Here is a 24048-nt window from a genome sequence, read left to right as displayed (position 1 = left end):
CCGTACGGGCCAAACGGGCAGACCCTATGCCGATTAGATCGTGTTTTGTACGCCTATACCCCACCGCCACCGTTCGCCCATCCGGGCAAACCCAAACCCGATTCAGGGCATTTCACCGCTTGGAGCCAACGTTTCGACGGTGTTAGAAATTCATTACGGTCAACTCATGTGAGCTGGGGCACAGCGAGGAGGTGCGGGATGAGCGCTGACGAGCGTCAACACCGGATCCTCGCCCTGGCCCGCGGCACCGGCGACGTCTCCGTACTCAAGCTCGCCGCCGACCTCGGCGTGTCACCCGAGACCGTCCGGCGCGACCTGCGCCTGCTCGAACAGCACGGGCTCGTCCGGCGCACCCACGGCGGCGCGTACCCGGTCGAGACCGCCCGCTTCGAAACCACCCTCGCCACCCGGACCACCCGGCAGGTGCCGGAGAAGCGACGGATCGCCGCCGCGTCCGTCGCGCTGCTCGGCGACGCCGAGACCATCTACATCGACGAGGGCTACACCCCACAACTCATCGCCGAGGCGCTGCCCACCGACCGGCCGCTGACCGTCGTCACCGCGTCGCTGGGCACCGCCGCCGCGGTGGCCCGGCTGCCGTCGGTCACCGTACTGCTGCTCGGCGGCCGGGTCCGCGGCCGGACCCTGGCCACCGTCGACCACTGGGCCACCCGGATGCTGGCCGACTTCGTCCTCGACCTCGCCTTCGTCGGCGCCAACGGGATCTCCCGCGAGCACGGCCTGACCACCCCCGACCCGGCGGTCGCCGACGTCAAGGCCCAGGCGGTACGCGCCGCCCGCCGCCGCATCTTCGTCGGCGTGCACACCAAGTTCGGGGTCAGCAACTTCTGCCGCTTCGCCGAGATCGGCGACCTCGAGACCATCGTCACGGACTCGGCCCTGCCGGCGTCCGAGGCGCACCGCTACTCGCTGCTCGGACCGGCGGTCATCCGCGCCTGACCGGCCGCACCGCGCACCCACTCCCACCCTTTTGGAGGTTCGCTGTGCCCATTTCCCGGAAGGTCATAGCCACACTCGCCGCCGCCGGCCTCGGCCTGGGCGCCTGCTCGGGGGCCGGTGGTGGCTCCGGTGGCGGCGACGACAAGACGATCACCGTGCTGATGGTCGGCAACCCGCAGATGGAGGACATCGCCAAACTCACCGCCGAACAGTTCACCAAGGAAACCGGCATCACGGTGCGGTTCACGATCCTGCCCGAGAACGAACTGCGCGACAAGGTCACCCAGGACATCGCCAACCAGGGCGGTCAGTACGACGTCGCCACCATCGGGGCGTACGAGGCACCGATCTGGGCGAAGAACGGCTGGCTGCAGGAGCTGAGCACGTTCGCCGACGCCGATCCCGCGTACGACCGCGCCGACCTGCTGGAGCCGATCGTCGAGTCACTGTCCGGAGAGGACGGCAAGCTGTACGCCGCACCGTTCTACGGCGAGTCGTCGTTCCTGATGTACAACAAGGAACTCTTCGCCGCCAAGGGCATCACGATGCCGGAACGGCCGACCTGGCGGCAGGTGGCCGGCTTCGCCGCCCAACTCGACGACAAGGCCGGCGGCGTCGCCGGCATCTGCCTGCGCGGCCTGCCCGGCTGGGGCGAGGTCTTCGCCCCGCTGACCACGGTCGTCAACACCTTCGGCGGCACCTGGTTCGAGAAGGACTGGACCCCGAAGGTCAACGCGCCGGAGTTCACCGAGGCGACGAAGTTCTACGTCGACCTGGTCCGCGCCCACGGCCAACCGGGCGCGTCCCAGTCCGGCTTCACCGAGTGCCTGAACACGTTCGGCCAGGGCAAGGCCGCGATGTGGTACGACGCCACCTCGGCCGCCGGAACGCTGGAGGACCCGGCGGCGAGCCGGGTCGCCGGCAAGGTCGGCTACGCGTACGCCCCGGTCGAGAAGACCGGCGCCGCCGGCTGGCTCTGGGCCTGGGCCTGGGCGATGCCGAAGACGACCACGCACTCCGAGTCGGCGTGGGAGTTCATCTCCTGGGCCACCAGCAAGGAGTACGAGAAGCTGGCCGGCGAACAGCTCGGCTGGTCCCGGGTGCCGTCGGGCAAGCGGGCCTCCACCTACGAACTGCCGCAGTACCAGGAGTCGGCGCGGTCGTTCGCCGACGTCACCCTGCGGGCGATCGAGGAGGCCGACCCGGTCAACCCCGGACTCCAGCCCCGGCCGGCGCTCGGCGTGCAGTTCGTCGGCATCCCCGAGTTCGCCGACCTCGGCACCAAGGTCTCGCAGGAGGTAGCGGCCGCGATCGCCGGCGGCACCACGGTCGACCAGGCGCTGGCCGACGGGCAGAAGCTCGCCGAGGAAGTCGCCGCCAAATACAAGTAGCCGTTCGGTGGGGGCGCCACCCGCGCCCCCACCGGCGCCATCGCCGAGGTGACCCCGATGACCCAGACCATCCGACCGGCGCCGGCCCCGGCCCGGAAAAGACCACCGCCGCCGGTCCGCGGCGGTGCCCGGGACCGCCTGATCCGCCGCGCTCCCCTGCTGCCCGCCCTCGTCTTCGCCATCGTCGTGACCCAGATCCCGTTCCTCGTCACGATCTACCTGTCCACGCTCTCCTGGAACGCGCTGCGGCCGGGTGAACGCGACTTCGTCGGGCTGGCCAACTACGCCGACGTGCTCACCGACGACCGGCTGCGGGCCGCGCTGGTCAACACCGTCGTGCTCACCGCGAGCGCCGTCGTCGTCTCGGTGCTGCTCGGGCTCGGCCTGGCCGTGCTGCTCGACCGGCGCTTCCCCGGCCGGGGCGTCGTACGCACCCTGCTGATCACCCCGTTCCTGGTGATGCCGATGGCCGCCGCCCTGCTGTGGAAGCACGCCTTCTACAACCCGGCGTACGGGCTCGTCAACGGTGTCCTCGGCGGCAGCACCGACTGGGTGTCGTCGTACCCGATGGTCTCCGTCGTCGCCACCCTGGTCTGGCAGTGGACCCCGTTCATGATGCTGATCATCCTGGCCGGTTTGCAGAGCCAGTCGCAGGAGACCGTCGAGGCGGCCCGGGTCGACGGCGCCGGCCCGTGGCAGGTCTTCACCCGGCTCACCCTGCCGCACCTGCGGCCGTACCTGGAACTGGGCGCCCTGCTCGGCTCCATCTACCTGGTGCAGACCTTCGACGCGGTCTTCACCATCACCCAGGGCGGCCCGGGTACGGCGACCACCAACCTGCCGTACGAGATCTACCTGACCACGTTCCGCAAGTTCGAGTACGGCGAGGCGGCCGCCGCCGGCGTCGTGGTCGTGATCGGCACGATCATCGTCGCCACGTTCGCGCTGCGGGTCATCTCCGGCCTCTTCCGGATGGAGGACCACCGATGAGCGGGCGCCGAGCAAGCCGGTGGGGCACGGTCGCCTGGGCGGTCGGTGCCTGGGCCGCCGGACTGTTCTTCTTCTTTCCCGTCCTGTGGATGGTGCTGACCGGCTTCAAGCGCGAGGTCGACGCCGCCAGTAACCCGCCCACCTGGACGTTCACCCCGGTACTCGACGGCTACCGGCAGGTCTTCGACCGCGACATCACGCCGTACCTGCTGAACTCGCTGACCGCGAGCCTGGTCTCCACCGCGCTGGTCCTGCTGCTGGCCACCCCGGCGGCGTACGCGCTGTCGCTGCGTCCGGTCGGCAAGTGGCGCGACGTGCTGTTCTTCTTCATCAGCACCAAGATGCTGCCGGCCGTCGCCGCCCTGCTGCCGATCTACCTGCTGGTCCGCGAACTCGGCATGCTCGACAACATCTGGACCATGGTCGTCCTCTACACCTCGATGAACCTGCCGCTGGCCGTCTGGATGATGCGGTCGTTCCTGCTGGAGGTGCCGCCCGCGCTGATCGAGGCGGCGGCGGTCGACGGCGCCGGACTCGGTACGACGATCCGCAAGGTGCTGCTGCCGCTGGTCGCCCCCGGCCTGGCCGCGACCGCGCTCATCTGCTTCATCTTCAGCTGGAACGAGTTCTTCTTCGCGGTCAACCTGACCGCGACCAACGCCGGTACCTCGCCGATCTTCCTGGTCGGCTTCATCTCCTCGGAAGGGCTCTTCCTGGCCCGGCTCTGCGCCGCCGCGACACTGGTCTCGCTGCCCGTCGTGCTGGCCGGCTGGTTCGCCCAGAAGCAACTCGTCCGGGGACTCTCCATGGGAGCGGTCAAGTGAAGGCAGCCGTCATCGTGACACCCGGTCAGGTCGCCCTGGAGTCGGTGCCCGACCCGGCACCCGGCCCGCGCGACGTGGTCGTACAGGTCGCCGGCTGCGGCATCTGCGGCACCGACCTGCACATCATGGACGGCGAGTTCGCACCGGCCTATCCGGTCGTGCCCGGCCACGAGTTCGCCGGTGAGGTGGTCGCCGTCGGCGCCGGGGTCACCGAGGTACGCGTCGGCGACCGGGTCGCGGTCGACCCGTCACTGCACTGCGGCGAGTGCTACTACTGCCGGCGGGCCCGGGGCAACCTCTGCGAGAACTGGGCGGCGATCGGGGTCACCACCGCCGGCGGAGCCGCCGAGTACGCGGTCGCCCCGGTGAAGAACTGCTTCGTCCTGCCCGACGGGGTGCCGACCGCCGACGCCGCGCTGATCGAGCCGCTGTCGTGCGCCGTACGCGGATTCGACGTGCTGCCGCGCCGCCTCGGCGACCACTACCTGATCTACGGCGCCGGCACGATGGGCCTGATGATGCAGGAACTGGCCAAGCGGTGCGGCGCGGCGTCGGTGTCCGTGGTGGACCTCAACCCGGACCGGCTGGCGACCGCCGTCCGGCTCGGCAACTCGGCGGCGGTGGCCAGCGCCGCCGAACTGGACCGGCCGCGCGGCTGGGACGTCGTCATCGACTGCACCGGGGTCGAGGCCGCCATCGCCGACGGGTTGACGCGGGTCGGGCCGGCCGGCACGTTCCTACAGTTCGGGGTCTCGTCGTACGACGCCCGGGCAACCATCGAACCGTTCCGGGTCTACAACAAGGAGATCACCATCACCGGCTCGATGGCGGTGCTGCACAGCTTCGAGCGGGCCGGTGAACTGTTCGCCGCCGGCGTGCTCGACCCCGACGTCTTCGTCAGCCACCGGTTCCCGCTCGACGGCTACGCCGACGCTTTGGCCCAGTTCCGGGCCGGCATCGGCCGCAAGATCCTCATCACCCGGTAGCCGGCTGCCCGAGGACGTGCCCGGCCCCGGCCCCGGGCTGGGCGGTACCGGACAGCAGGCTCTCCATCGCCGGCCGGGGCAGGGACGGGTTGGCGGCGGCCGCCTCGACCACGTCCGGGTCGGGGTCGGCGAGGAGTTCGACGACGGTCCGGGCCGGCAGCGCCGGGTGGCGGGCCGCGACCGGCCGGGCCCGGTCGTCGTCGAGGCAGCGCAGCAGGGCCGGTGCGGTGGCGTTGGCATGCCGGGCGATCTCCCGCAGCGCCTTGCGAGCCGGCGCGTGGACCGCGATGTGGTGCAGCAACCCGGCCGGGCACGCCGGGTTGGCCGCGACGCGGAAGCTGACCCGCGTGCCGTGCCGGTCCACCATCGAGCGCAACCGGCCGGCGGTGAGCACGGGGTTGGCCGCGATGGAGGCGACCACCTTCGCGTCCGGGTCGGCGGCGAGAGCGTCGATCACCGTGGCGGGCAGGTCGGCCCGCTGGGCGAGCAGCATCCGGACGGCGGGCACCGCGGAACCGGCCAGCAGCTCGATCTCCGCGGCGGACGCTGACGAGATCCGTCGCAGCGGCGTCGGGCCGATCCGGGTCGTGGCGGCGAGCCGGACGAGCACGTCGATCGGGACCCGGGGATTGTGCGCCAACTCCCGCCGCACACCGTAGGTGAGGTCCGCGGCCATCTCCCACATCAGCGACTCGTCGATCGCCGGGTTGGCCGCCACCTCGCCGCGCACGCCCGGTATCGGATCGACGGCCAGCCGGCGATAGGCGTCCGGCGGCAGGTCATGCCGCCCGGCGAGCGCCCACCGGACGAACGTCTCCCCGTCTGCGATCAGGGGCGCCACCGCGCCGGGCGGCGTCGCCGGGTTGCGGGCGGCGGCTTCCCGGATGCCGGACACGGCCGACTCGTGACCGCCGCCGCAGTAACGGCCCGGATACGGCTCCGGGTTCGGCTGGCAGACGGGGCAGAACCGCGCCGCCGGCCGGCCGCCGTCGGTCGCCAGCGCCGCCAGCAGGTGCGGTGGGGTGTCGCCGTTGAGAGCGAGTGCCCGACGTACCTGGGTATGCGGATGCCGGGCCAGCGTCTCGGCGTACGGCCGGACCGGCGCCGCCGACAGCGCCACCTCCGTGACCACGTCGACGTCGGCGTCTTCGGCCAGCACCGCCAACACGTCGGCCGGTACGTGCCGGGCGGCGGCGAGCCGCGTCCGTACCGATGGGTCGGGGTGCCGGGCGAGTTCCCGGGCCCACCGCTCCGGCCCGCCGGTGGTGTCGAGCAGGACGAGCCGCACCTCCGGGTCGTCGGCACCGGGGTCACCCTCACCGAGTAGTCCGCGCCGGGCCAGCCGTGCCGCCACCGGACTTCCGCACCGCGCCACCAGCGCCCGCACCTGGGGCCCGGACAGGTCGGCGCGGTCGGCGAGCAGCTCGCCCAGCGCGGTGTCGGCAAGCGCGACCAGCCGGTCGAGCAGGTCGGCCGGCAGAGCCGGATTCCCGGCCAGCCCGGTCAGCACGCGGCATCACCGCGCCGTCGGCCGAAGAGCAGGTCGACCTGGACGGGCTGGTGGAAAGGGCCGGCGCCGACCGCCGCACCGACGCCTTCGGCGAACCGCTCCCGGTCCGGCCCGGTCGGCAGCTCCGAGGCCGGGAACGCGGTCAGCACTTCACCGACGAGGCCCGGCAGGTCCAGGTCGGCGGGGTACGCGACCGAGGTCGCCGAGACGGTCAGCCCGGCGGCGGTCAGGCCCTCGCGGTAGCGCCGCTGGTCGGCGTCGTCGGAGCCGCATCCCCAGGACAGGTCGCTCCCGGTCCACGACTCGAGGAAGGCCCGCAGTTCCCGGGACCAGGGCGCGTCCAGCAGCCACAGCGGCCGGCCGTTGGTGACGACGGCGAATCCCCCGCCCGGCCGGACCAGGTCGGCCACGGCCGGAAACAGCCGCCCGGTATCCATCCAGTGCAGTGCGGTCGCCACCGTCACCACGCCGACCGAGCCGGCGCCGAGGAGCACACCGACCGCCGGGACGTCGGCGTCGTCGCCGAGCATCCAGGCCACGTTGCGTACGTCCCGGCGCGCGGCGGCCCGCCGCGCGAGGGTGAGCATGTCCGGCTCGGGATCGACGCCGACGACGGCCCGGAGCCGGTCGGCGAGCGGAAGGGTGAGTTGGCCGGTGCCGCAGCCGAGGTCGACGGCGACGTCGTCGGCCGAGAGCGCGAACGCGTCGACTATCGCGTCGACGACCGGGGCGGGATAGCCCCGCCGATAGGTTTCGTAGAGTCGGGCGACCTCACCACTGAACCCCAGATCCATGGCCGCAGCGTGTCAGGTCGTGCCGGCGAAAGACAGGCCGGTACGCCGAGAGCGGACAGCGGCCGGCCCCGGGTGCCGGGCGTCGGCTGTCCGTCATCCGGGCATGCGCGTTCACGCCCTCGGATACAGTGACGAAACCGGGCGCCCGGATATCGGCCCTGGACACCACCGCGGAAGGTGGTGGAACCCGAGCCCCGGCGGGAGGTGCGCGATCATGACGGGACTGCCGCTGCCGGCCCGCTTCGACCTGCGCCGCCGTGCGCACGCGAGCGCGTGGACCCGGGGCCGGATCGCCCACGGCGACCAAGCCGCCGGCGCCGAGTAGCCGGCACGTCCGAGCCGGCCGACCGTACGCCGGTCGTCGCTCTTCTCCGGCCGTCCACGGCCCGGATCCCGGCCCGCCCACGGCAGGCCCCGCCATCCCCGCACAGACCGCGATTTCGCGTAGGAGCCCCATGGACACCGACACCATCCCCACGATCTTCGGCGCCCGGCTGCCCGACTGGGTGACCGACGAGATCGCCGACGACCCGCCGGTGCTGGCCGACGTCGAGGAGCGGATGCGGCTGGTGCTCCGCCTCGCCGACCGCAACCACCGTGAAGGGACCGGCGGCCCGTTCGCGGCCCTGGTCACCGACGCGGACACGGGACGCATCCTGTCCGTCGGGGTGAACCTCGTGCTCGCCGCCGACCTGTCCGCCCTGCACGCCGAGATCGTCGCGATCTCGCTCGCCCAGACCCGGTTCGGCACCTGGGACCTCGGTGGCCTCCCCGGGCTGCGGACCGAACTCACCGTCAACTGGCGGCCGTGCGCGATGTGCTACGGCGCGACGGTGTGGTCCGGTGTCGGCCGACTCACCATCGCCGGCCAGGGTGACGAGGTCGAACACCTCACCGGATTCGACGAGGGCCCGGTCCGTGACGACTGGCAGGAGCAACTCGTCAAGCGCGGCATCGACGTACGCACCGACATCCTGCGCGACGAGGCGCTGGCGGTCTTCCGCGCGTACGGCGAACGGACCGACGCCACCGTCTACAACGGCCGCCGCGGGTAGCCCACCCGGACAGCGGGACGGGCGGGGAACAACGCCGTTCCCCGCCCGCCCCGGTCAGGAGCCGGTGCCGCCGGACCGTCAGGAAGTCCTGGTGCCGACCACCTTGACGTCCTTGACCCGGCCGATGTTGTCGAACGAGCCGAAGCCGACCCGACCGGAGCCGAACGTCTTGTCGACCGCGGTCATCAGCGGGTCCTTGGCGCCGTCGAGGTAGACGGCGACCTCGCCGGTCGCCGGCAGGTGCTTGACCCGGACCTGGTGCCACTCGGCGTCGGTGATCGCCGGCGGCGCGCCACGCCAGCCGTTCCACTGGTGGTCGATCCGCTCCCGGTCGGCGTTGTTGACCTTGTAGATGCCGTTGTGCGGGTAGATCATGTTGTCGGTCGACAGGTGCGCGTAGTAGTACTCGGTGTCGGACTTCCAGCCGAAGACGATGATGACGTCGCGGTTGGTGACCTCGACCGGCGTGTCCAGGCGTACCTTGGCGTCGATCTGGACCGCGCCGAACGTCGGTCCGGCGGTCAGGACGGCGTACTCGAACGGGCGGCGCGGGCCGGGCCGCGACACGCCGGCCTCGGCCAGGATCACCTCGTTACGGGTGAACTGCCACTTCGACGGCGTGATCGGCGCCCAGTTCCGCGCCCCGGTGGTGTTGCCGACCCGGTTGGTGCCGGTCTTCTCGCCGGCGAACTCCTTCGTACCGGTGACCTTCCAGATCTTGCCGTTCGCCTTCGAGAACAGGTACAGCTCACCCGAGGCGTCGGCGGCGAACCGCAGGTCGGCGCGGTTCGGGTCACCCTGCGAGCCGGGGCCGGACAGGTCCTGGATGCGAATCCAGTTGCCGGTGGCGCCGTCGACCAGCTTGAGCTGGTGCAGCGGGGCGAGGTCCTTGCCGCGCCGCATCTGGTTGACCTCGGTGTAGAAGACCCGGCCGTCGACCAGGTCGCCGAAGACGTACTTGCCCTTCAGCGCCGGCACGTTCTTGCCCCGGTAGACGAACCCGCCAGCGACCGCGCGGCCGACGTCGGAGGTGCAGTTCCAGCCGGGCGGCGGGTCGTGGTCGTACGCGGCGACCGGGTACGTGTAGCCGTACTGCGCGTCGTCGGCGGGCAGCGGCAGGATCTTGTCGCACGGGTTGGTGGCCGTCTTGTCGAAGACGAAGGCGCCCTCGCGCTCGCTCCAGCCGTAGTTGTCGCCGGCGCGTACCTCGTAGATCGCCTCGATGGCGTGCTCGCCGATGTGGCCGAGGAACATCCGGTTGTTGGCACCCGGGTCCCAGCTGAACCGGTGCGGGTCACGCATGCCGATCGCGTAGATCTCGCCGAGCGTGCCCTCGTCGCCGTGGAACGGGTTGCTGCGCGGCACACCGTACCTGCCGCTGGCGGAGTCGCGGCCGAGCGGGTCGATACGCAGGAACTTGCCGTGCGGCATCGTCATGTCCTGCGGGTCGTCGTTGCGGACCCCGATACCGCCGTCGCCGACGGCGAGGTAGAGCAGGCCGTAGTCACGGTCGTTGCGCTTCGCGGTCGGGTTGAAGTCGATCTGCTGGATGCCGTGGGTCTGGCCGGCGAACCCGATCCGGATGACCTCGCGCCGCGCACCCTCGAACGTGTCGGCGGCCGGCTTGGTGGCCCGCCACTCGGTGACGATGCCGTGGTACGTCGTACCGGGCTGGGCCACCAGGTCGGGCACCTTCGTGGTGGTCGACGCGAGTTCGGTGTGGACGGTGTAGAAGAGGCCGTTCTTCGCGAACTCGGGGTGGAAGGCGACGTATCCGAAGCCCTGGCCGAGGCCGCGGCCGGAGAAGAACTGCGGTGCGAACGTCGCGGCGACGTCGAGGTAGACGTGCTCCTCGCCGTCCTTGACCAGGTAGAGGTTGCCGTTGAGGTCGGGTACGGCCATCCGGCCGGTGCCGTCGGGCAGTTCGATGAGCGCGTTGATCCGGGCGTGCCGCATGAGCCGGCCGTCGGTCGGCGCCGGGGTCGGGAACGAGCGGGGGAACGCCGCGAACTCCTCGAGCACCAGCCCGAGACGTGACTGGACGGGCTGCTCGGGGATCGGGTCGTAGATCGCCTCGGCGGCCTGCGCCGCGGTCGGGGCGACCAGGGTGGACAGGACGAGTGCGGCAGCGGTGAGTGCCGCTGTCGCCAGCGTCCTGCCGCTGCTACGAGCTGAAACGCGCACGCGTGTCACTCCAATCGGGGGACGGTCGGTGGGGTGTGTCAGCGCTGCTTGTCAGGTAGCGATAGGGCCTCTCGGAATCGGGCCGTCGGGTCAGCCGGCCGGCCGGAGAGGGTCGGTGGGAGTTGCAAAGGCGCCGACCGGGACGTGATCGGGTGGCATGATCCGTCCGCGACCGGGCCACTTTGCGGGGGTGCGGTCTTTTCGCAGGTCAGCACCGATTGTGCGAGCCGTTGCCGGCCCTCGGGCCGACGCCTTGCGGGTGCGGACGAATCCGGTCGTCATCCCTGGACGCTCCTTTGCACCGGGACGTAAGCGCTTTCGCAAGCGCTTACGCAGCCTAAGCCGTGATCCGCATCGACGGCAAGACCTACGTCACATTGATCGGCACCGCCGGACACCGCCGGCACCTGCGCAAACTGGGGACTGTCGGAGGTAAATGGACGCGCCACGGCAGAGCATGACGATCACCGAAGAACCGGGTCGACTCCCGTCAACCTCTCAACTGGAACGACCGTCCGTCTTACCTGGAAGATCCGACCGGGCGAGCGTCCACTCGTCGCCGTATGTGGCGATCGTGATCTCGGCGCCACCCAGCCGCAGCCGCAGCCCCGCACAGACCGGGGCGTCCCCTGGACCGAGAACAACGGCGGCGGCGTCCAGCCGGGCGCCGACGATCCCGGCGAGCAGGTCAGGCGCCCGCGACCCGACCCGGACCTCGCCGTACTCGTCCATGTCGTACGACGCGTATGGCTCCTCGACGGACAGCAGCAACTCGTCGCCCTGTCCGTGCAGCTTTGTCGGGGCACCGCGCTCGAAGTGCAGCCACATGTGGAGCAGGCCATCGGCATCGGGTCCGCGCCGTCCGTCGTACCAGTGCCGCGCCTCGGTCACCGCGGTCAGGCGGAGGCCGATCCGGTCCCGCAGCCAGAGGTCGACCAGCTCCGGATCGCCGAATCCCGCGTACGCCGGTCGCGGGTCAACATCCGGTGCCTGCCAGACCGCGCGTGCCGCCGCCTCGTGGATGTCGCCGATGTTGGTGTCGGCGTCGGAGGCGACGATGTCCCGAATGATCACCTGTCGCGGACCGCTGCCCGCCGGCAAAGCGCGCAGCGCCTGCCACGCACCGAGTTCGGCTTCCCGTAGCCGGTACGGGTGGATCCCGTCCGGCGCCCCGACCACCTCGTGCCGGGACGCGGTGCCGACGTCGACCGAGACGGCGGCGAACCGGCACCAGCGTGCCGTCTGCCTCGCCACCCGGTACGTCGTCGCCACGTCCCGCCCCCGTTAGATCCCTTGCCCCACCGCACCTGCCCGGCAAGGATTGCGCGGTGCAGACGGAGTACGGCTGGTTCCGCGAACTCTACGACGAACTGATGTACCGACCGGATGACGCGGATGTCGGGCAGCTGCTGCGTGCCCACCCTGAGCGGTCAGCTGCCCAACTGGCAGCGCTGGCCCCGCTGCGGCACCGACAGAAGCGGCACCGCCCTGCCGGCGACGAACTGTGGAACCAACTGTGGGAGTTGTACGCGCTCAGCCGGATCAGTGACTACCTCCTCGAACTCGGCTGCCCCGACGGCGAACCCACCGAGGGCTCGGGCACGACGGGCGTACGACGGTTGGACCCCACCAACCTGGCGGTGCACGAGACGTTCCTGTCCGGGATCGGATTCGACCGCTTTGAGCACGGTCACGAGTTCTCGCCGTTCCACCACGAGATCTTCGCCGTGGAGACCGACGAGTCCGCGGTTACGGCGACGCTCCAGGAGGTGCTCTGGCCCGGCTTCCGCTTCGGCGACCTCCAGTTCTGCCGGGCCGGCGTACGGGTCAGGGCGCCCTCGTGGCTCATCGACCCGGACGTGGCGACTCGGTCGACGCTGCACTTCACCTTCCGGCGTGGCTCTCGCACGACACACGACCTCTCGCACGGCTGGGGGTCCAACTCGCAGTGGCGTACCGAGTTCACCCGCTTCTACGAGGACGGTGACGGCCTGCACCTCAACTGGGACGGCAGAACCGACATCGGCGTCGACGCTCCCGTGATCCCCGAAGGGTCCTTCGACGCCGACGAGAACCATCCGATCGACCGGCGGCGCGAGATGCTGCTGCACCGTTGCCTCGTCCGCGCCCCGCTGCCACCGGACGAACAGCACGACTGGTATCCCTTCGAGGACCGGCTGACCCTGCGACGCAGCACCTGGCCGCTGGCCGCCGACGCGATCGTCTGAGCACGGGAACGCTCGGGTGTGGTGAAGCGTCGTAGGGTTGACCATTGCCGCTCGGAGCCTTGCGGAGGTGCCCGGTGCGAATGCTGCTGACCCGGCTCGCCGGCGTACTCGTGCTGACGCTCAGTGCCACCGCGTGCGTGGCGGTGGGCGTGGCGGAAAGCCAGGTCGACTACCCCTACTACGAGTCGCAGGCGGCGCTGTTCGACCGGGCGGATCTCGTCGTGGAGGCCGACCTCTCCCCCGACTCCCGGGTCACCCTGTTGAAGCCGGACCCGCCGACGGGCACCGATCCGGCGGCCAATCCGCAGGCCGGGGTGGAGCCGGATGCCGAGTCGGTGTCCGGCGCCATGGTGATCACGGTCTACACCGCCCGGGTGGTCACCGTCTTCAAGGGCGAGGTGCGGGTCGGACAGAGCATCGAGGTCAAGGAGATGGGCGGAACGCTGCGCGGCGTACGGCACGAGGTTGCCGGCGCGGTGCCGCTGAGCGGCGGCGAGCGGTACGTGCTGTTCCTGTCGACGTACCCGAACGCGCCGGCGTCGCTGCTCAACCCGCAGCAGGGGCAGTACCGGGTGGATGACTCGGGCACGCTGTCCGTCGTACCGGGCAACGAACTGACGCTGACCCGCGCGGACCTCGAACGCCTGGCGGCGGCTGGCTAGCCCTCCCCACGGCTGGCGATCTCCGCCGCCCGGTGTGCGATCGTCTCGCCGAAGACACCGCCGACGTAGCCGCAGCCCGGGCACTGGAGGTTGCGGTCGAGGTGGCCGCCGCAACCACTACAGCGGCCGTGGTCGTCCGGGTCGGTGTAGCGCGCGAGTGCCTCGCACAGCGCCCGCGCCGACCGCTCGGTCAACTCGAAGCCACCTCGCACGCGACCGGCCCGCATCTCGACCGACACCACCTTGGCGCCGGGTCGCGGGTCGAACGGTGCGATCCGGGCAAGGAACTGTTCCATCGCCGCCATCACGTCGGCTGGTTGGGAGTCCACCCGCAGAACCCTACGAGGTGACCGGATGCCGAATCAGCCGCGGCTCGCTCCGTTGACTTCCACCAAGGTTGAAGTTTTAGCGTCGCCGTCATGCCCCAGAAGAACCCGGTCCACTCCGGAACCCGGCAGACTGGCGGGCGCCGGTGGCTCGGCCTCTGCGTGCTGATGCTGCCCGCACTGCTCGCCTCACTCGAACTGACCGTGACCCACCTCGCGCTGCCGACGATCGGCGCGGATCTCGGCGCCAGCAGCAGCCAGCAGTTGTGGATCGTCGACATCTACGCGTTCACCCTCGCCGGAGCGATGTTGGCCATGGGCTCGCTCGGTGACCGGATCGGGCGCCGCCGCCTGTTGATGCTCGGCGCGGCAGTGTTCGCGGTGGCCTCGACTTTGGCCGCGTACGCCCCGAACGCCGAAACACTGATCGCCGTACGCGCGCTCATGGGTATCGCCGGATCGACCCTGATGCCGTCGGTCCTGGCCCTGACCGCCACTCTCTTCACCACCGCGAGCCAGCGACGCGTCGCGATCGGCGCGGTCATCGCGAGCGTCTCCGCCGGCACCGCGATCGGGCCACTCGTCGGCGGCTGGCTGCTGGACCGGTTCTGGTGGGGCTCGGTCTTCCTCATCGGCATGCCGGTCATGGCACTCCTGCTGATGCTCGGCCCATGGCTGCTCCCCGAGCGGCACGGAGACCAACGCGGCCGGATCGACGTGCTCAGCGCTCTGCTCACGGTCGGCGCCGTACTGCCCGTCGTCTACGCGCTCAAGCAGATCGCGACAGGCAGCGGCGAATGGACCTGCCCACTCCTGCTCGCGCTCGGTCTGGCCCTCGCCACCGCCTTCGTACGCCGGCAGCGAAGGCTGCCCGACCCGATGGTCGACCTCACCCTCTTCCGTAACCCCGCCTTCGGCGCGGCGCTGGCGACCCTCGCCTTCGGCATCTTCGTGCTCTGGGGCGCGAACTACGCGATCGCCCAATACCTCCAACTCGTGCAGGGGCTGTCGCCTCTGCAGGCCGGCCTGTGGACCGCACCCTCGGCGCTCGGCGTCATAGCCGGATCGACGGCCGCACCGCAGCTGGTCAGGCTGGTCCGGCCGGCAACGGTCATCGCCGGCGGGCTTCTCGTCGCCACCGCGGGCTTCGTCGTCCTCACCCGGATCGGTCCCACCGACGGGCTCGCCACACTGGTCACCGGCGCCGTCATCGTCTCGGCCGGACTCGGCCCGATGATGGCCCTCGCCACCGACCTGGTGATCGGCAGCGCACCCCCGGAACGCGCCGGATCAGCCTCGGCGATGGCCTCGACATCACCCCAGCTCGGTGGCGCCCTCGGCATCGCCGTCCTCGGCAGCGTCATCGCGGCCCGCTACCGGGACCTGGTCGGCGACCGGATACCGACCGGTGTCCCCGCCGATGCCGCTGCCAGCGCCACCGACAGCCTCGCGGCCGCCGTCGACCTCGGCGCCCGTCTGTCCACACCGGCCGGACCGGCACTCGCCGACGCCGCCCGGGCGGCATTCGTCAGCGGATTCCAGCTCACCGCGGCCGTCAGCGCCGCCGTCACGCTCACCCTCGCCGTCGCGACGATCGCCGTACTCCGATCGGCGCGAAGCCGGCCTACACTCGGCGGCGGCGGACCGTAGCGCAGAGGTCGTCGCGCCCGGTTTCCCACCGGGAGGACGCCGGTTCGATTCCGGCCGGCCCGCCACCCTGCGTCCTGACGAGCGGATCGGGCAGCTCATGCTCCGTCGTAGCCACCGCGAGAAGCATGCGCGGAACCTCGGCTATCTGTCGCCGCCGGCGATGGTCGCCGCCGTGGCCGACCGGCGGCGGGCCGGTGACTGGCGGGGCGTCTGCGCGGCCGGTCTCGTCGACGTACACGTCGACCCGCGGGACGTGGCCGCCCGGTTCGGCGCCGAACAGGCGGCCGCCATCGAAGCCGACCTGCTCGGGTTCGCGCCCGATCTGCTGCGCCGGTTCGCGCCACGGACAGCGTCGCTGGAGCTGTGGCCCCGTGCCCGGATCGTGTTGTCCCGGCTGGCGGGTGCGATCGGTGACCGGGCGGTACTGGTCGCCGACCTGCCGGCCGGCGAACGGTTCCGGCAGCGCATCGAACTGCGGGTCCTGTCCGCCGCGAAGCTCGACCGCCCCTGGTACAACCTGTACGACCTGCCCGACTGGTGTTGGCACGCCGACGCGGTCGCCGCCCGGCGTTGGGCGTACGGCGCGTCGGCGACCCGGCTGGCCTGGCACGACCCCGACGGCCGGCCGTACCCGCCGGGTGTCGCCGTCGCGCGGCGGCCGGCCGACCGGGCCGACGAGGTCGAGGTGCTGGCGGAGCTGCTGGAGACGGGCCAGGTGACGGCGGCTTACGAGGCTGCCGGCCGCGCGGTCGACCCGAAGCCGCCGCCGCGGTGGTACGGCGGCCAGACGTTGGAGCCGTGGCTCGCCCGGTTCGGGGCGTCGCTGCCGGTGCTGGCGGCCGAGTCCCGCCGCCTCGCCGGGCGGTACGCGCGACCGTCGCTGCGGGCCCTGTCCCAGTCGATCGCGGTCGACGTGGCGGACGACGGAGGTCTGACCGTACGGATGGCGGCCTGGGAACGGGACTTCGCCGGGCCGATCGCCTTCGGGGTGGCGGCTCCGGTCGACGTGGCGCTGCTGCGCCGGGGTGCGCTGCGGGTCGACGACCTGCATCCGCTCGTGCACGAGGCGCTGTTCCCGGGGCAGCCGCGGACGCCACCGGCTCCGGTACCGGTGGAACGGCCGGTGATCCGGATCAGGTGCGGGGGGCAGTGGCATCCGGTGCGGGTGACCGGCGCCCGGATCACCACCCTGGAGCACTCCGAGCGGGAGATCGACCGGGAGTTCACGCTCGCCGTGCTCGGCGGTCCGATCGGCGGCTGCGCCGCGGCGGTCCGCGCGTTCCGTACCGGGGCGAAGCCGGTGCCGAAGGATCTCCGCCGGATCCGGCAGGACCTGTTCGCGCTCGCCTTCCACGGCGACACCGACACGTTGCTCGCCATCGTCGCGGCGGGCCTGGATCCCGGTCTGCGCGACAGCGACGGCGGCACGCTGATGCACTGGCTGCACCACCTCGACCACCGACGGGCGCTGCCGGTCCTGCTCGCCGCCGGGCTGGCGGTCACCGACCACGACCGCAACGGTGACACACCGCTCCACCGGGCTGCCGCTTCCGGAGCCGCCGATGTCGTGGCGGCGCTGGTCGAGGCGGGTGCCGACCCGGGCTCGGTCGACGGGCGGGGCCGGACCGCCGCGCAGGTGCTCGCCCAGGCCCGCCGTGGGTCGAAGCGGTAGCCGTCGGGGCTGTCGGTGGTGTTGGGTATGCTGCCGCGCGGCGAGGCCGTAGCGCAGAGGTCGACGCGCCTTGACTGCAATCTGGAGGACGCCGGTTCGAATCCGGCCGGTCTCGCCACCAACCGCTTCCGGGGAGGCACCGTGTCCGTCGACCGCGCCGAGTTGGCGGCCTGCCTGGCCGTGCTCGCGCGCCTCGACGGCGACGACCTCGACGACCCGACGCGCCAGCGGCTGGAGCGGGCGGTGGTCACCGCCGCCCGCGGGGTGAAGAAGCGGGCGAAGTCGCGCCGCGACGCGCGTACCCGCGAGGCGGACCGGGCGGTGCTGGCGAGCGCCACCCGGTTTCACACCGAGATCCCCGGCACCGGGCCGGCCGAGGGCCGGGCGGGGGCCGGCGGCGGCACGCTGGTGCGGGCCCGGCACTGCTACGTGTGCAAGGTGGCCTACCGGGAGGTGGACGTCGACTACCACCTGATGTGCACGTCCTGCGCGGCGGAGAACAGGCTGCGCCGGCACGCCCGCTGCGACCTGACCGGCCGCACGGCGGTCGTCACCGGCGGCCGGGTGAAGATCGGCTTCCACACCGCGCTGAAGTTGCTGCGCGACGGTGCCGACGTCATCGTCACGACCCGGTTCCCGCGTGACGCGGCCCGCCGCTACGCGGCCGTCGCCGACTTCGACGACTGGGCGGACCGGCTCTACGTGCACGGCGTCGACCTGCTCGACCTGCCGGCGGTGCTCGATCTCGTCGCCCTGGCCGGCCGGCGGTTCAGCGGGCTGGACGTCCTGGTCAACAACGCGGCGCAGACGCTGCACCGGCCGGTGGCCTACCACCGGGAGGTCCGCGAGGGTGAGTCGGTGGCGCTCGACGGGCCGGCGGCCCGGATCGCGATCGGCGGGGCGCCGCCCGTCGCGACCGGGGCGGGGCTCCCGGCGGTGCTCGACACGTTCTTCCCGGCCGGCCGGGTCGACGAGACCGGCCAGCCGCTCGACCTGCGCGAGGTCAACTCGTGGGTGCTGCGCGACGCCGACGTGACCCCGCAGGAGTGGTTGCAGGTGCATGTGGTCAACGCGTTCGCGCCGTTCCTGCTCACCTCGCGGCTGCGGCCGCTGATGGCGGCGAGCGCCCACCCGCAGCGGCACGTGGTGCAGGTGTCCGCGATGGAGGGCAGCTATTCGCGGGCCGGCAAGACCGTCCGGCATCCGCACACCAACATGGCGAAGGCGTCGCTGAACATGCTGGTCCGCACCGTCGCCGCCGACTACGTGACCGACGGCATCCACATGAACAGTGTGGACACCGGCTGGGTCACCGACGAGCGCCCGCACCCGAGCAAGACCGCGCAGCGGGAGCAGGGTTTCCGCCCGCCGCTGGACGTGGTCGACGGTGCCGCCCGGGTCTACGACCCGGTCGTGCGCGGCGTGTCCGGGACGCCGGTGAGCGGCCTGTTCCTCAAGGACTACCGGAGTGTGCCCTGGTGACCGATCCGACCCCGGTACGCTGCCCGGCCATCACCCATCCGGAGGCCGGGCTCGCCGACGAGGGTGACTTCGACCCGCTGCTGACCCGGCTCGCGGTGCCCGACGCGGTCCGCGACGCGGAGGTGTTCCCGCGCGGGACCATGCAGGTCGACGGCCGGCTCGACCTGTGCAAGCAGGGCATCGGGCCGGTCCGGACCGGCCGGATCGTCGCCGCCGCGGTCGACTCGCCGCTGGTCCGGCACCTGCTGCTGGGCACGAACGGGCTCGGCAGCGACGGCGCCCGGGCGGTCGCCGACGCGCTGCGGCCGGGGCACGGCCTGGAGACGGTCTACCTGGGCTGCAACCGGATCGATCCGGCCGGCGTCGACGCGCTCGCCGGCCGGATCGAGAGCGACGAGACGATGCGCGCGCTGTGGCTCAAGCGCAACCCGATCGGCGACGAGGGCGTGGCCCGGCTGGCCCGGGCACTCGCCGTCAACTCCACGATCCGGACCCTCGACCTGGTCAACGTCGGCATGAGCGGGCGTGGGCTGGCGACGCTGGCCGAGGCGCTCGCCGGCCGGCGGCAGAAGCTGCAACGGCTGTTCCTCGGCGGCAACGGCTTCGGCCCGGAGGTGGTGCCGGCGCTGCGTACGCTCGTCCACGACGCCGGCATCCGCGAGCTCTACCTGGCCGCCAACCACCTCGGCGACACCGGCGCCGCCGCGCTGGGCGCCGCCATCGACGGGGTGCCGATGACGCTGGGCCTCGGCGGCAACGGCCTGACCCCGGCCGGGGTGGCGGCACTGGCCCGGCACCTCGCGGCGTGGCAGGCGCTGGACCTTGCCCGGCCGCCGTCCGAGCGGGCGCTGGGCGCGCACGGCAACCGGGTCGGCGACGAGGGCGCGGCCATCCTCGCCGGGGCGCTGCCGGCGGCCCGGCTGCGCCGGCTCGACGTCCGGCGCACCGAGATCGGCGGGCGGGGCGCCCGGCTGCTCGTGGCGGCTCTCGACGGGCACCCGACCCTGGAATACCTCGGCATCAACGGCGGCGTGCCACGCCGGATGCGCCGGCAGGCGGCCGCGTTGGTCGCCGACCGGCCGGCGACCCAACCGCACCCGGACATCCAGGCGATCGCGAGTGTCTACAGGTGACAGTGCTCGGCATCCCCCACCTCACCGTCTGGCGACGCATCCGGCGGTACGCCGTACCGGCGGCGATGATCGAGGCGTGCGCCGCCGCCCGGGAGGCCGGTGACTGGCGGGCCGCCTGCGCGGCGGGACGGATCGACGTCGCCTTCGACCTCGCCGACGTACGCCGCGAGCACGGCGACCGGCAGGCCGACCTGATCGAGGCCGACCTCGCCGTGTTCGCCCCTGACCTGCTGCGCTGGCACCTGCCCCGGGCGCTCGGCGGGCGCACGAGCATCGCCACCCACGAGAACTATCTGCTGTCGGTGCGGGAGGGCCGGATCGGCACCGACGACGTCGGCCTGGTGCTGACCACGCCGAAGACCGTCGACGGCTCCCAGCGGCTGCGACTCACCGTCGGGAAGACCCGGATCGGCGGCGACGAGGGCCTGATCGACCTGTCGCCGGTCTTCTGGAGCGCGGCCCACGTCGGCGGGCTCGCCGCGGCCTACGGCGGGTCCCCCGACCGGCTTCCCGGCTTCGAGCCGGACGGCACGACTCGCCCGTTCGAGGCGTACGCGACCGAGGTCGTGCCCGGCGACCCGGCGAGCCGGTGGGAGGTCCACGACCGGCGGCTGGTCGACGGCGACATCGTCGGTGCGTGGGCCGTCGGCGGCGCCGACCTCGACCCGACCGAGCCGGACCGCCGATCCGTGCGGCTCTCCTCGATGGGCAACTCGGTCGTCGCGCTCGGCGTCGCCGCCGAGATGGCCCGGCTGCACGCGCGCCACGGCGTCGACGAGGCGAAGATCGCGGGCCACTGGGGGCCGATCGCCGTGGTGAGCCGCGATGCTCACGGCCGCCCCGGCGTACGGATGATCGGCTACGACCCGAAGACCTGGCGGCTGCCCCAGTTTGCGGCGCTGGTGCACACCCGGCCGGCCGACCTCGAACTGGTCCGCGCCGGTTGGATCGAGCACGCCGACCTGCACCCCCTCGTACGGCAGGCGCTGTTCCCGGACAGCCCCGCCCCGGCCGCGCCCTCGGCGGGCACCGACCTGAGGGTGAGCGTGCCCGTACGGTGCCGGGGCGCCTGGCACACCGTCGTGCACGCCGACGGCCGGCTCACCCCGGTGTCGCATTCGCCGGAAGAGGTCAGCCGCGAGCGGATGCTGCGTACGCTCGGCGGGCAGGTTTCCGGCTGTTTCGCCGCCGTGGAGGCGTGGCACGGCTCCGGCGACCGGCTCCCCCGCCCACTGCGGGAACTGCGCCGACACGTGCTGCAACGCTTCCAGCACGGCGGCTCGGCCGCGCTGGCCGAAATGCTCGACGCCGGCCTCGACCCGCGGATGGTCGACGGTCGCGGCGGCACACTGCTGCACCACACCCGGGCGATGGACGATCCCGCCCTGGTCCGGCGCCTCGTCGACGTCGGGGTGCCGGTCGACGCCGCCGACCGCCGGGGCCGCACCGCCCTGCACGTCACCGTCAGCGACGGCGGCACCGTCGAACAGGTGCGCGCGCTGCTCGAAGCCGGTGCCGACCCGCACCTGGGCGGCGGGGACACGACCGCCGCCGAGATCGCCGAATACAAGTCCGAACTGCACGAGGACGACGACGATCCCCATCCGATGACCGCCATCCGCAAGCTGATCGACGAGTGGGAAGACCGGTGACCGACCAGGCTCTCGCCGCCGCCGACGCCCTGATCGCCGCCACCCGGAGCTGGCGCACCGAGCCGGCCCAGGACCCCAAGGTGGCGGCACTCGCGCTCGCCGTGTCGGCCAACCTGCCGGTGCTGCTGTGGGGTGAGCCCGGCATCGGCAAGTCCGCGACGTTGCAGCAGCTCGCCGACGGGCTCGGCACGCCGATGGAGACGGTCATCGCGAGCGTCCACGAGCCGTCCGACTTCGCCGGGCTGCCGATCGTCGGCGACTCGCCGGCCACCGACGGCGTGCCGATGGCCCCACCGGACTGGGCGGTACGGCTGGCCCGTACCGGGTCCGGGCTGGTCTTCTTCGACGAGCTGTCGTCGGCGCCGCCGGCCGTACAGGCGGCACTGCTGCGGGTGGTGCTCGAACGCCGGGTCGGCAGCCTGCAACTGCCGCCCGCCGTACGGATCGTCGCCGCCGCGAACCCGCCGACCAGTGCCGCCGACGGCTGGCACCTCAGCCCGCCGCTGGCGAACCGGTTCGTCCACCTGCACTGGACGCACGACGCCCGTACGGTGGCCCGTGGACTCGCCGGCACCTGGCCGGCGGTGACCGTGCCGGCCGTCGACCCGCGACGTGCCGCGACCGCGCTGGCGAAGGCGCGCGGCGCGATCGCCGGCTTCCTCACCGCCCGCCCCGGCCTCACCCACCACCTGCCGGCCGACACCGAGGCCCGCGGCGGCGCGTGGCCGTCGCCACGCACCTGGGAGATGGTGCTGCGGCTGCTCACGTTCCACCACAGCGCCGGCACCGGCCCGGACGTGCTGGCGCTCGCCGTCGTCGGCGCGATCGGTGACGGTGCCGGCCTGGAGTTCGTCAACTACCTCGACAACCTCGACCTGCCCGACCCGGAACGGGTGCTCGCCAACCCGGAGGCGTTCCAGCTTCCCGAGCGCGGCGACCGGCAACTCGCGTTCCTCACCGCCGTCATCTCCGCCGTCCAGTCCAAGGTGGACCGGCAGCGCTGGGAGGCCGGCTGGGTCGTACTGGAGAAGGCGGTGCAGGCCGGCGTACCCGACGTCGCCGCCCGGGCCGCGATGGACCTCGCCGCGCTGCGCGACAGGTCGTGGCCGGTGCCGCCGGCCATCGACGCGTTCGCCGAGGTGCTGATGCTCTCCGGACGCCTGACCGGATGACCGGTGCCCTCGACCGGACGAAGCTGCTCGCCGCCCGGTTCCGGGCCGCCCAGGACCGCCCCTACCTGGCGACGGCGCTGTTCAGCATCACCGTCGTCGCCTCCGACCAGGTGCCGACGATGGGCGTCGACCGCCGCTGGCGCTGCTACGTGTCGCCGGACTTCGTCGACCGGCAGCCGGTCCCCCAGCTCGCCGCCGTCTGGATCCACGAGGTCGCCCACCTGCTGCGCGACCACCACGGGCGGGCCGACCGGCTACCGGCCGGCGACCGGCACGACCACTACCGGGTCAACGTCGCCCAGGACTGCGAGATCAACGACGATCTGGTCGCCGACCGGCTGCCGCTGCCGGCCGACCGGATCGAACCGAAGACGTACGGGCTGCCGAACGGCCAACTGTTCGAGCAGTACCTGAAGACGCTCCCGCCCGGCGTCAAAGGCCACGACTGCGGGTCCGGCGCGCACGGCGTCGACCGGCCCTGGGAGAGCGGAACCGGCGGCGGGCGCGGGGTCAGCGACGTCGAGGCCGGCGCCATCCGCCGGGACACCGCCCACGCGATCCGCGCCCACACCCGCGGCCGGGGAACCGTACCCGACGGCTGGGGCCGGTGGGCGGCCGAGATCCTCGAACCACGGGTCGACTGGCGGCGGGCGCTGACCGGCGCCGTACGCGAAGCCGCCGCCTGGGCCAGCGGCGCGGTCGACTACACCTACCACCGGCCGTCCCGCCGGTCGGCGGCGCTACGCGGCGTGGTGCTGCCGAGCCTGCGCCAGCCCGTCCCCCGCGTCGCGATCGTAGTCGACACGTCCGGGTCGATGGGCGACCCGCAGCTCGCGGCGGCACTCACCGAGGTGTCCGGGGTGCTGCGGGCGGTCGGCATCGGCGGCAACCGGGTCACGGTCCTGTCCTGCGACGCGGCGGTGCACGTGGTGCAGCAGGTGCACACCGCCGGGGAGGTGCGGCTCGCGGGTGGTGGCGGCACCGACATGCGGATCGGGGTCGAGGCCGCGCTCAAGGTACGCCCGCACTTCGTCATCGTGCTGACCGACGGCCACACGCCGTGGCCCGGCGAGCCGCTGGAGTCCACCCGGATCATCGCCGGCCTGATCGGCGCCGACGCACCCGAACCCCCGTCGTGGATAACAAGCATCCACATCGACGACTGACTCGGCCGTTGCCCGGTCAGCGCGACCGCGCCAGATCCGGGCGGACGTTGTCGATCTGGGCGGGAGGGACCTTATCCGGGCGGGATAACGTCCCTCCCGCCCAGATCAACTCAAGTACCACCCCTGGCGCCGGTCGCCCCGCGAGTACTTCCCCGACGAGCTGAGCGTGGGTGGGGTTATGGCGCCCGCGTAACCCCGCTGGCGCTCAGGT

Annotated in this window: 20 protein-coding genes and 2 tRNA genes; 17 read left to right on the top strand and 5 right to left on the bottom strand. The window is 72.3% G+C overall.

Annotated features, from left to right (window positions below; translation table 11 throughout):
• The first annotated feature begins 198 nt into the window (after positions 1–198).
• Genes AB0I42_RS11490 through AB0I42_RS11470 form a run of 5 tightly spaced genes read left to right on the top strand, consistent with a single transcriptional unit; the run spans position 199 to position 5151 of the window.
• Complete coding sequence (locus tag AB0I42_RS11490; protein ID WP_357536390.1) at positions 199–960, top strand: DeoR/GlpR family DNA-binding transcription regulator; 762 nt, start codon at positions 199–201, stop codon at positions 958–960.
• 44 nt (positions 961–1004) lie between these two features.
• Positions 1005–2351: a sugar ABC transporter substrate-binding protein gene (locus tag AB0I42_RS11485; protein WP_357536388.1), complete on the top strand. Its 1347-nt coding sequence runs from the start codon at positions 1005–1007 to the stop codon at positions 2349–2351.
• A gap of 57 nt (positions 2352–2408) precedes the next feature.
• The gene (locus tag AB0I42_RS11480; protein WP_357536386.1) at positions 2409–3341 is read left to right on the top strand and encodes a sugar ABC transporter permease; all 933 of its coding nucleotides are present in this window, start codon (positions 2409–2411) and stop codon (positions 3339–3341) included.
• Complete coding sequence (locus AB0I42_RS11475; protein WP_357536384.1) at positions 3338–4165, top strand: carbohydrate ABC transporter permease; 828 nt, start codon at positions 3338–3340, stop codon at positions 4163–4165. Before AB0I42_RS11480 ends, AB0I42_RS11475 begins: the two co-directional genes overlap by 4 nt.
• Entirely contained in the window at positions 4162–5151 is a 990-nt protein-coding gene (locus AB0I42_RS11470) for a zinc-dependent alcohol dehydrogenase family protein (RefSeq protein ID WP_357536382.1), read from the top strand. The genes AB0I42_RS11475 and AB0I42_RS11470 overlap by 4 nt, the downstream gene beginning before the upstream one ends.
• Here the strand turns inward: AB0I42_RS11470 and AB0I42_RS11465 are convergent.
• Positions 5141–6661, bottom strand: coding sequence for a hypothetical protein (locus AB0I42_RS11465; protein WP_357536380.1), 1521 nt, complete (start codon positions 6659–6661; stop codon positions 5141–5143). The two genes, AB0I42_RS11470 and AB0I42_RS11465, sit on opposite strands and share 11 nt — an antisense overlap.
• Entirely contained in the window at positions 6655–7455 is an 801-nt protein-coding gene (locus AB0I42_RS11460) for a class I SAM-dependent methyltransferase (protein WP_357536378.1), read from the bottom strand. Before AB0I42_RS11460 ends, AB0I42_RS11465 begins: the two co-directional genes overlap by 7 nt.
• Positions 7456–7910: 455 nt before the next feature.
• Here AB0I42_RS11460 and AB0I42_RS11455 point away from each other — a divergent pair, with 455 nt between their 5' ends.
• The gene (locus AB0I42_RS11455; protein ID WP_357536376.1) at positions 7911–8510 is read left to right on the top strand and encodes a nucleoside deaminase; all 600 of its coding nucleotides are present in this window, start codon (positions 7911–7913) and stop codon (positions 8508–8510) included.
• Positions 8511–8588: 78 nt separating this feature from the next.
• On the opposite strand, the gene AB0I42_RS11450 is transcribed toward AB0I42_RS11455, so the two are convergent.
• A complete protein-coding gene (locus AB0I42_RS11450; RefSeq protein ID WP_357536375.1) occupies positions 8589–10694 on the bottom strand; it encodes a PQQ-dependent sugar dehydrogenase in 2106 nt (701 codons plus the stop codon).
• Between the two features lie 498 nt (positions 10695–11192).
• Entirely contained in the window at positions 11193–11966 is a 774-nt protein-coding gene (locus AB0I42_RS11445) for a hypothetical protein (protein WP_357536373.1), read from the bottom strand.
• A 56-nt stretch (positions 11967–12022) separates the two neighbouring features.
• Here AB0I42_RS11445 and AB0I42_RS11440 point away from each other — a divergent pair, with 56 nt between their 5' ends.
• Positions 12023–12922, top strand: a complete 900-nt coding sequence (locus AB0I42_RS11440; RefSeq protein WP_357536371.1) for a hypothetical protein — start codon at positions 12023–12025, stop codon at positions 12920–12922.
• A gap of 74 nt (positions 12923–12996) precedes the next feature.
• Positions 12997–13584: a hypothetical protein gene (locus AB0I42_RS11435; RefSeq protein ID WP_357536370.1), complete on the top strand. Its 588-nt coding sequence runs from the start codon at positions 12997–12999 to the stop codon at positions 13582–13584.
• Here AB0I42_RS11435 and AB0I42_RS11430 read toward each other — a convergent pair.
• A complete protein-coding gene (locus tag AB0I42_RS11430; RefSeq protein WP_357536369.1) occupies positions 13581–13913 on the bottom strand; it encodes a hypothetical protein in 333 nt (110 codons plus the stop codon). The two genes, AB0I42_RS11435 and AB0I42_RS11430, sit on opposite strands and share 4 nt — an antisense overlap.
• Before the next feature lie 90 nt (positions 13914–14003).
• On the opposite strand from AB0I42_RS11430, the gene AB0I42_RS11425 reads away from it, so the two are divergent.
• The 9 genes from AB0I42_RS11425 (at position 14004) to AB0I42_RS11385 (ending at position 23837) form a co-directional block, all read left to right on the top strand.
• Entirely contained in the window at positions 14004–15560 is a 1557-nt protein-coding gene (locus tag AB0I42_RS11425) for an MFS transporter (protein WP_357536367.1), read from the top strand.
• Positions 15550–15624, top strand: a tRNA-Gly gene (locus tag AB0I42_RS11420). Before AB0I42_RS11425 ends, AB0I42_RS11420 begins: the two co-directional genes overlap by 11 nt.
• Before the next feature lie 33 nt (positions 15625–15657).
• Positions 15658–17232: an ankyrin repeat domain-containing protein gene (locus tag AB0I42_RS11415; RefSeq protein ID WP_357536365.1), complete on the top strand. Its 1575-nt coding sequence runs from the start codon at positions 15658–15660 to the stop codon at positions 17230–17232.
• Between the two features lie 42 nt (positions 17233–17274).
• A tRNA-Cys gene (locus tag AB0I42_RS11410) sits at positions 17275–17350 on the top strand.
• 23 nt (positions 17351–17373) lie between these two features.
• On the top strand, positions 17374–18714 hold the full coding sequence (locus AB0I42_RS11405; RefSeq protein WP_357536364.1) for an SDR family oxidoreductase: 1341 nt from the start codon (positions 17374–17376) through the stop codon (positions 18712–18714).
• Positions 18711–19847, top strand: coding sequence for a gala protein (locus tag AB0I42_RS11400; protein ID WP_357536363.1), 1137 nt, complete (start codon positions 18711–18713; stop codon positions 19845–19847). The genes AB0I42_RS11405 and AB0I42_RS11400 overlap by 4 nt, the downstream gene beginning before the upstream one ends.
• Entirely contained in the window at positions 19844–21499 is a 1656-nt protein-coding gene (locus AB0I42_RS11395; RefSeq protein ID WP_357536361.1) for an ankyrin repeat domain-containing protein, read from the top strand. The genes AB0I42_RS11400 and AB0I42_RS11395 overlap by 4 nt, the downstream gene beginning before the upstream one ends.
• Before the next feature lie 29 nt (positions 21500–21528).
• Positions 21529–22671, top strand: a complete 1143-nt coding sequence (locus tag AB0I42_RS11390; protein WP_357536448.1) for an AAA family ATPase — start codon at positions 21529–21531, stop codon at positions 22669–22671.
• A complete protein-coding gene (locus AB0I42_RS11385) occupies positions 22668–23837 on the top strand; it encodes a VWA-like domain-containing protein (protein WP_357536359.1) in 1170 nt (389 codons plus the stop codon). The genes AB0I42_RS11390 and AB0I42_RS11385 overlap by 4 nt, the downstream gene beginning before the upstream one ends.
• The last annotated feature ends 211 nt before the right edge of the window (positions 23838–24048 follow it).

Source organism: Polymorphospora sp. NPDC050346 (genome assembly GCF_040655695.1).
Classification (GTDB): Bacteria; Actinomycetota; Actinomycetes; order Mycobacteriales; family Micromonosporaceae; genus Polymorphospora; species Polymorphospora lycopeni.
The sequence above is the reverse complement of the archived record's forward strand: the minus strand, read 5'-3'. Positions and strand labels throughout refer to the sequence as shown.

Coding starts and splice junctions, on each gene's coding strand:
- AB0I42_RS11490 (WP_357536390.1), top strand. CDS start 199: ATGAGCGCTGACGAGCGTCAACACCGGATCCTCGCCCTGGCCCGCGGC.
- AB0I42_RS11480 (WP_357536386.1), top strand. CDS start 2,409: ATGACCCAGACCATCCGACCGGCGCCGGCCCCGGCCCGGAAAAGACCA.
- AB0I42_RS11475 (WP_357536384.1), top strand. CDS start 3,338: ATGAGCGGGCGCCGAGCAAGCCGGTGGGGCACGGTCGCCTGGGCGGTC.
- AB0I42_RS11460 (WP_357536378.1), bottom strand. CDS start 7,455: ATGGATCTGGGGTTCAGTGGTGAGGTCGCCCGACTCTACGAAACCTAT.
- AB0I42_RS11455 (WP_357536376.1), top strand. CDS start 7,911: ATGGACACCGACACCATCCCCACGATCTTCGGCGCCCGGCTGCCCGAC.
- AB0I42_RS11425 (WP_357536367.1), top strand. CDS start 14,004: ATGCCCCAGAAGAACCCGGTCCACTCCGGAACCCGGCAGACTGGCGGG.
- AB0I42_RS11415 (WP_357536365.1), top strand. CDS start 15,658: ATGCTCCGTCGTAGCCACCGCGAGAAGCATGCGCGGAACCTCGGCTAT.
- AB0I42_RS11385 (WP_357536359.1), top strand. CDS start 22,668: ATGACCGGTGCCCTCGACCGGACGAAGCTGCTCGCCGCCCGGTTCCGG.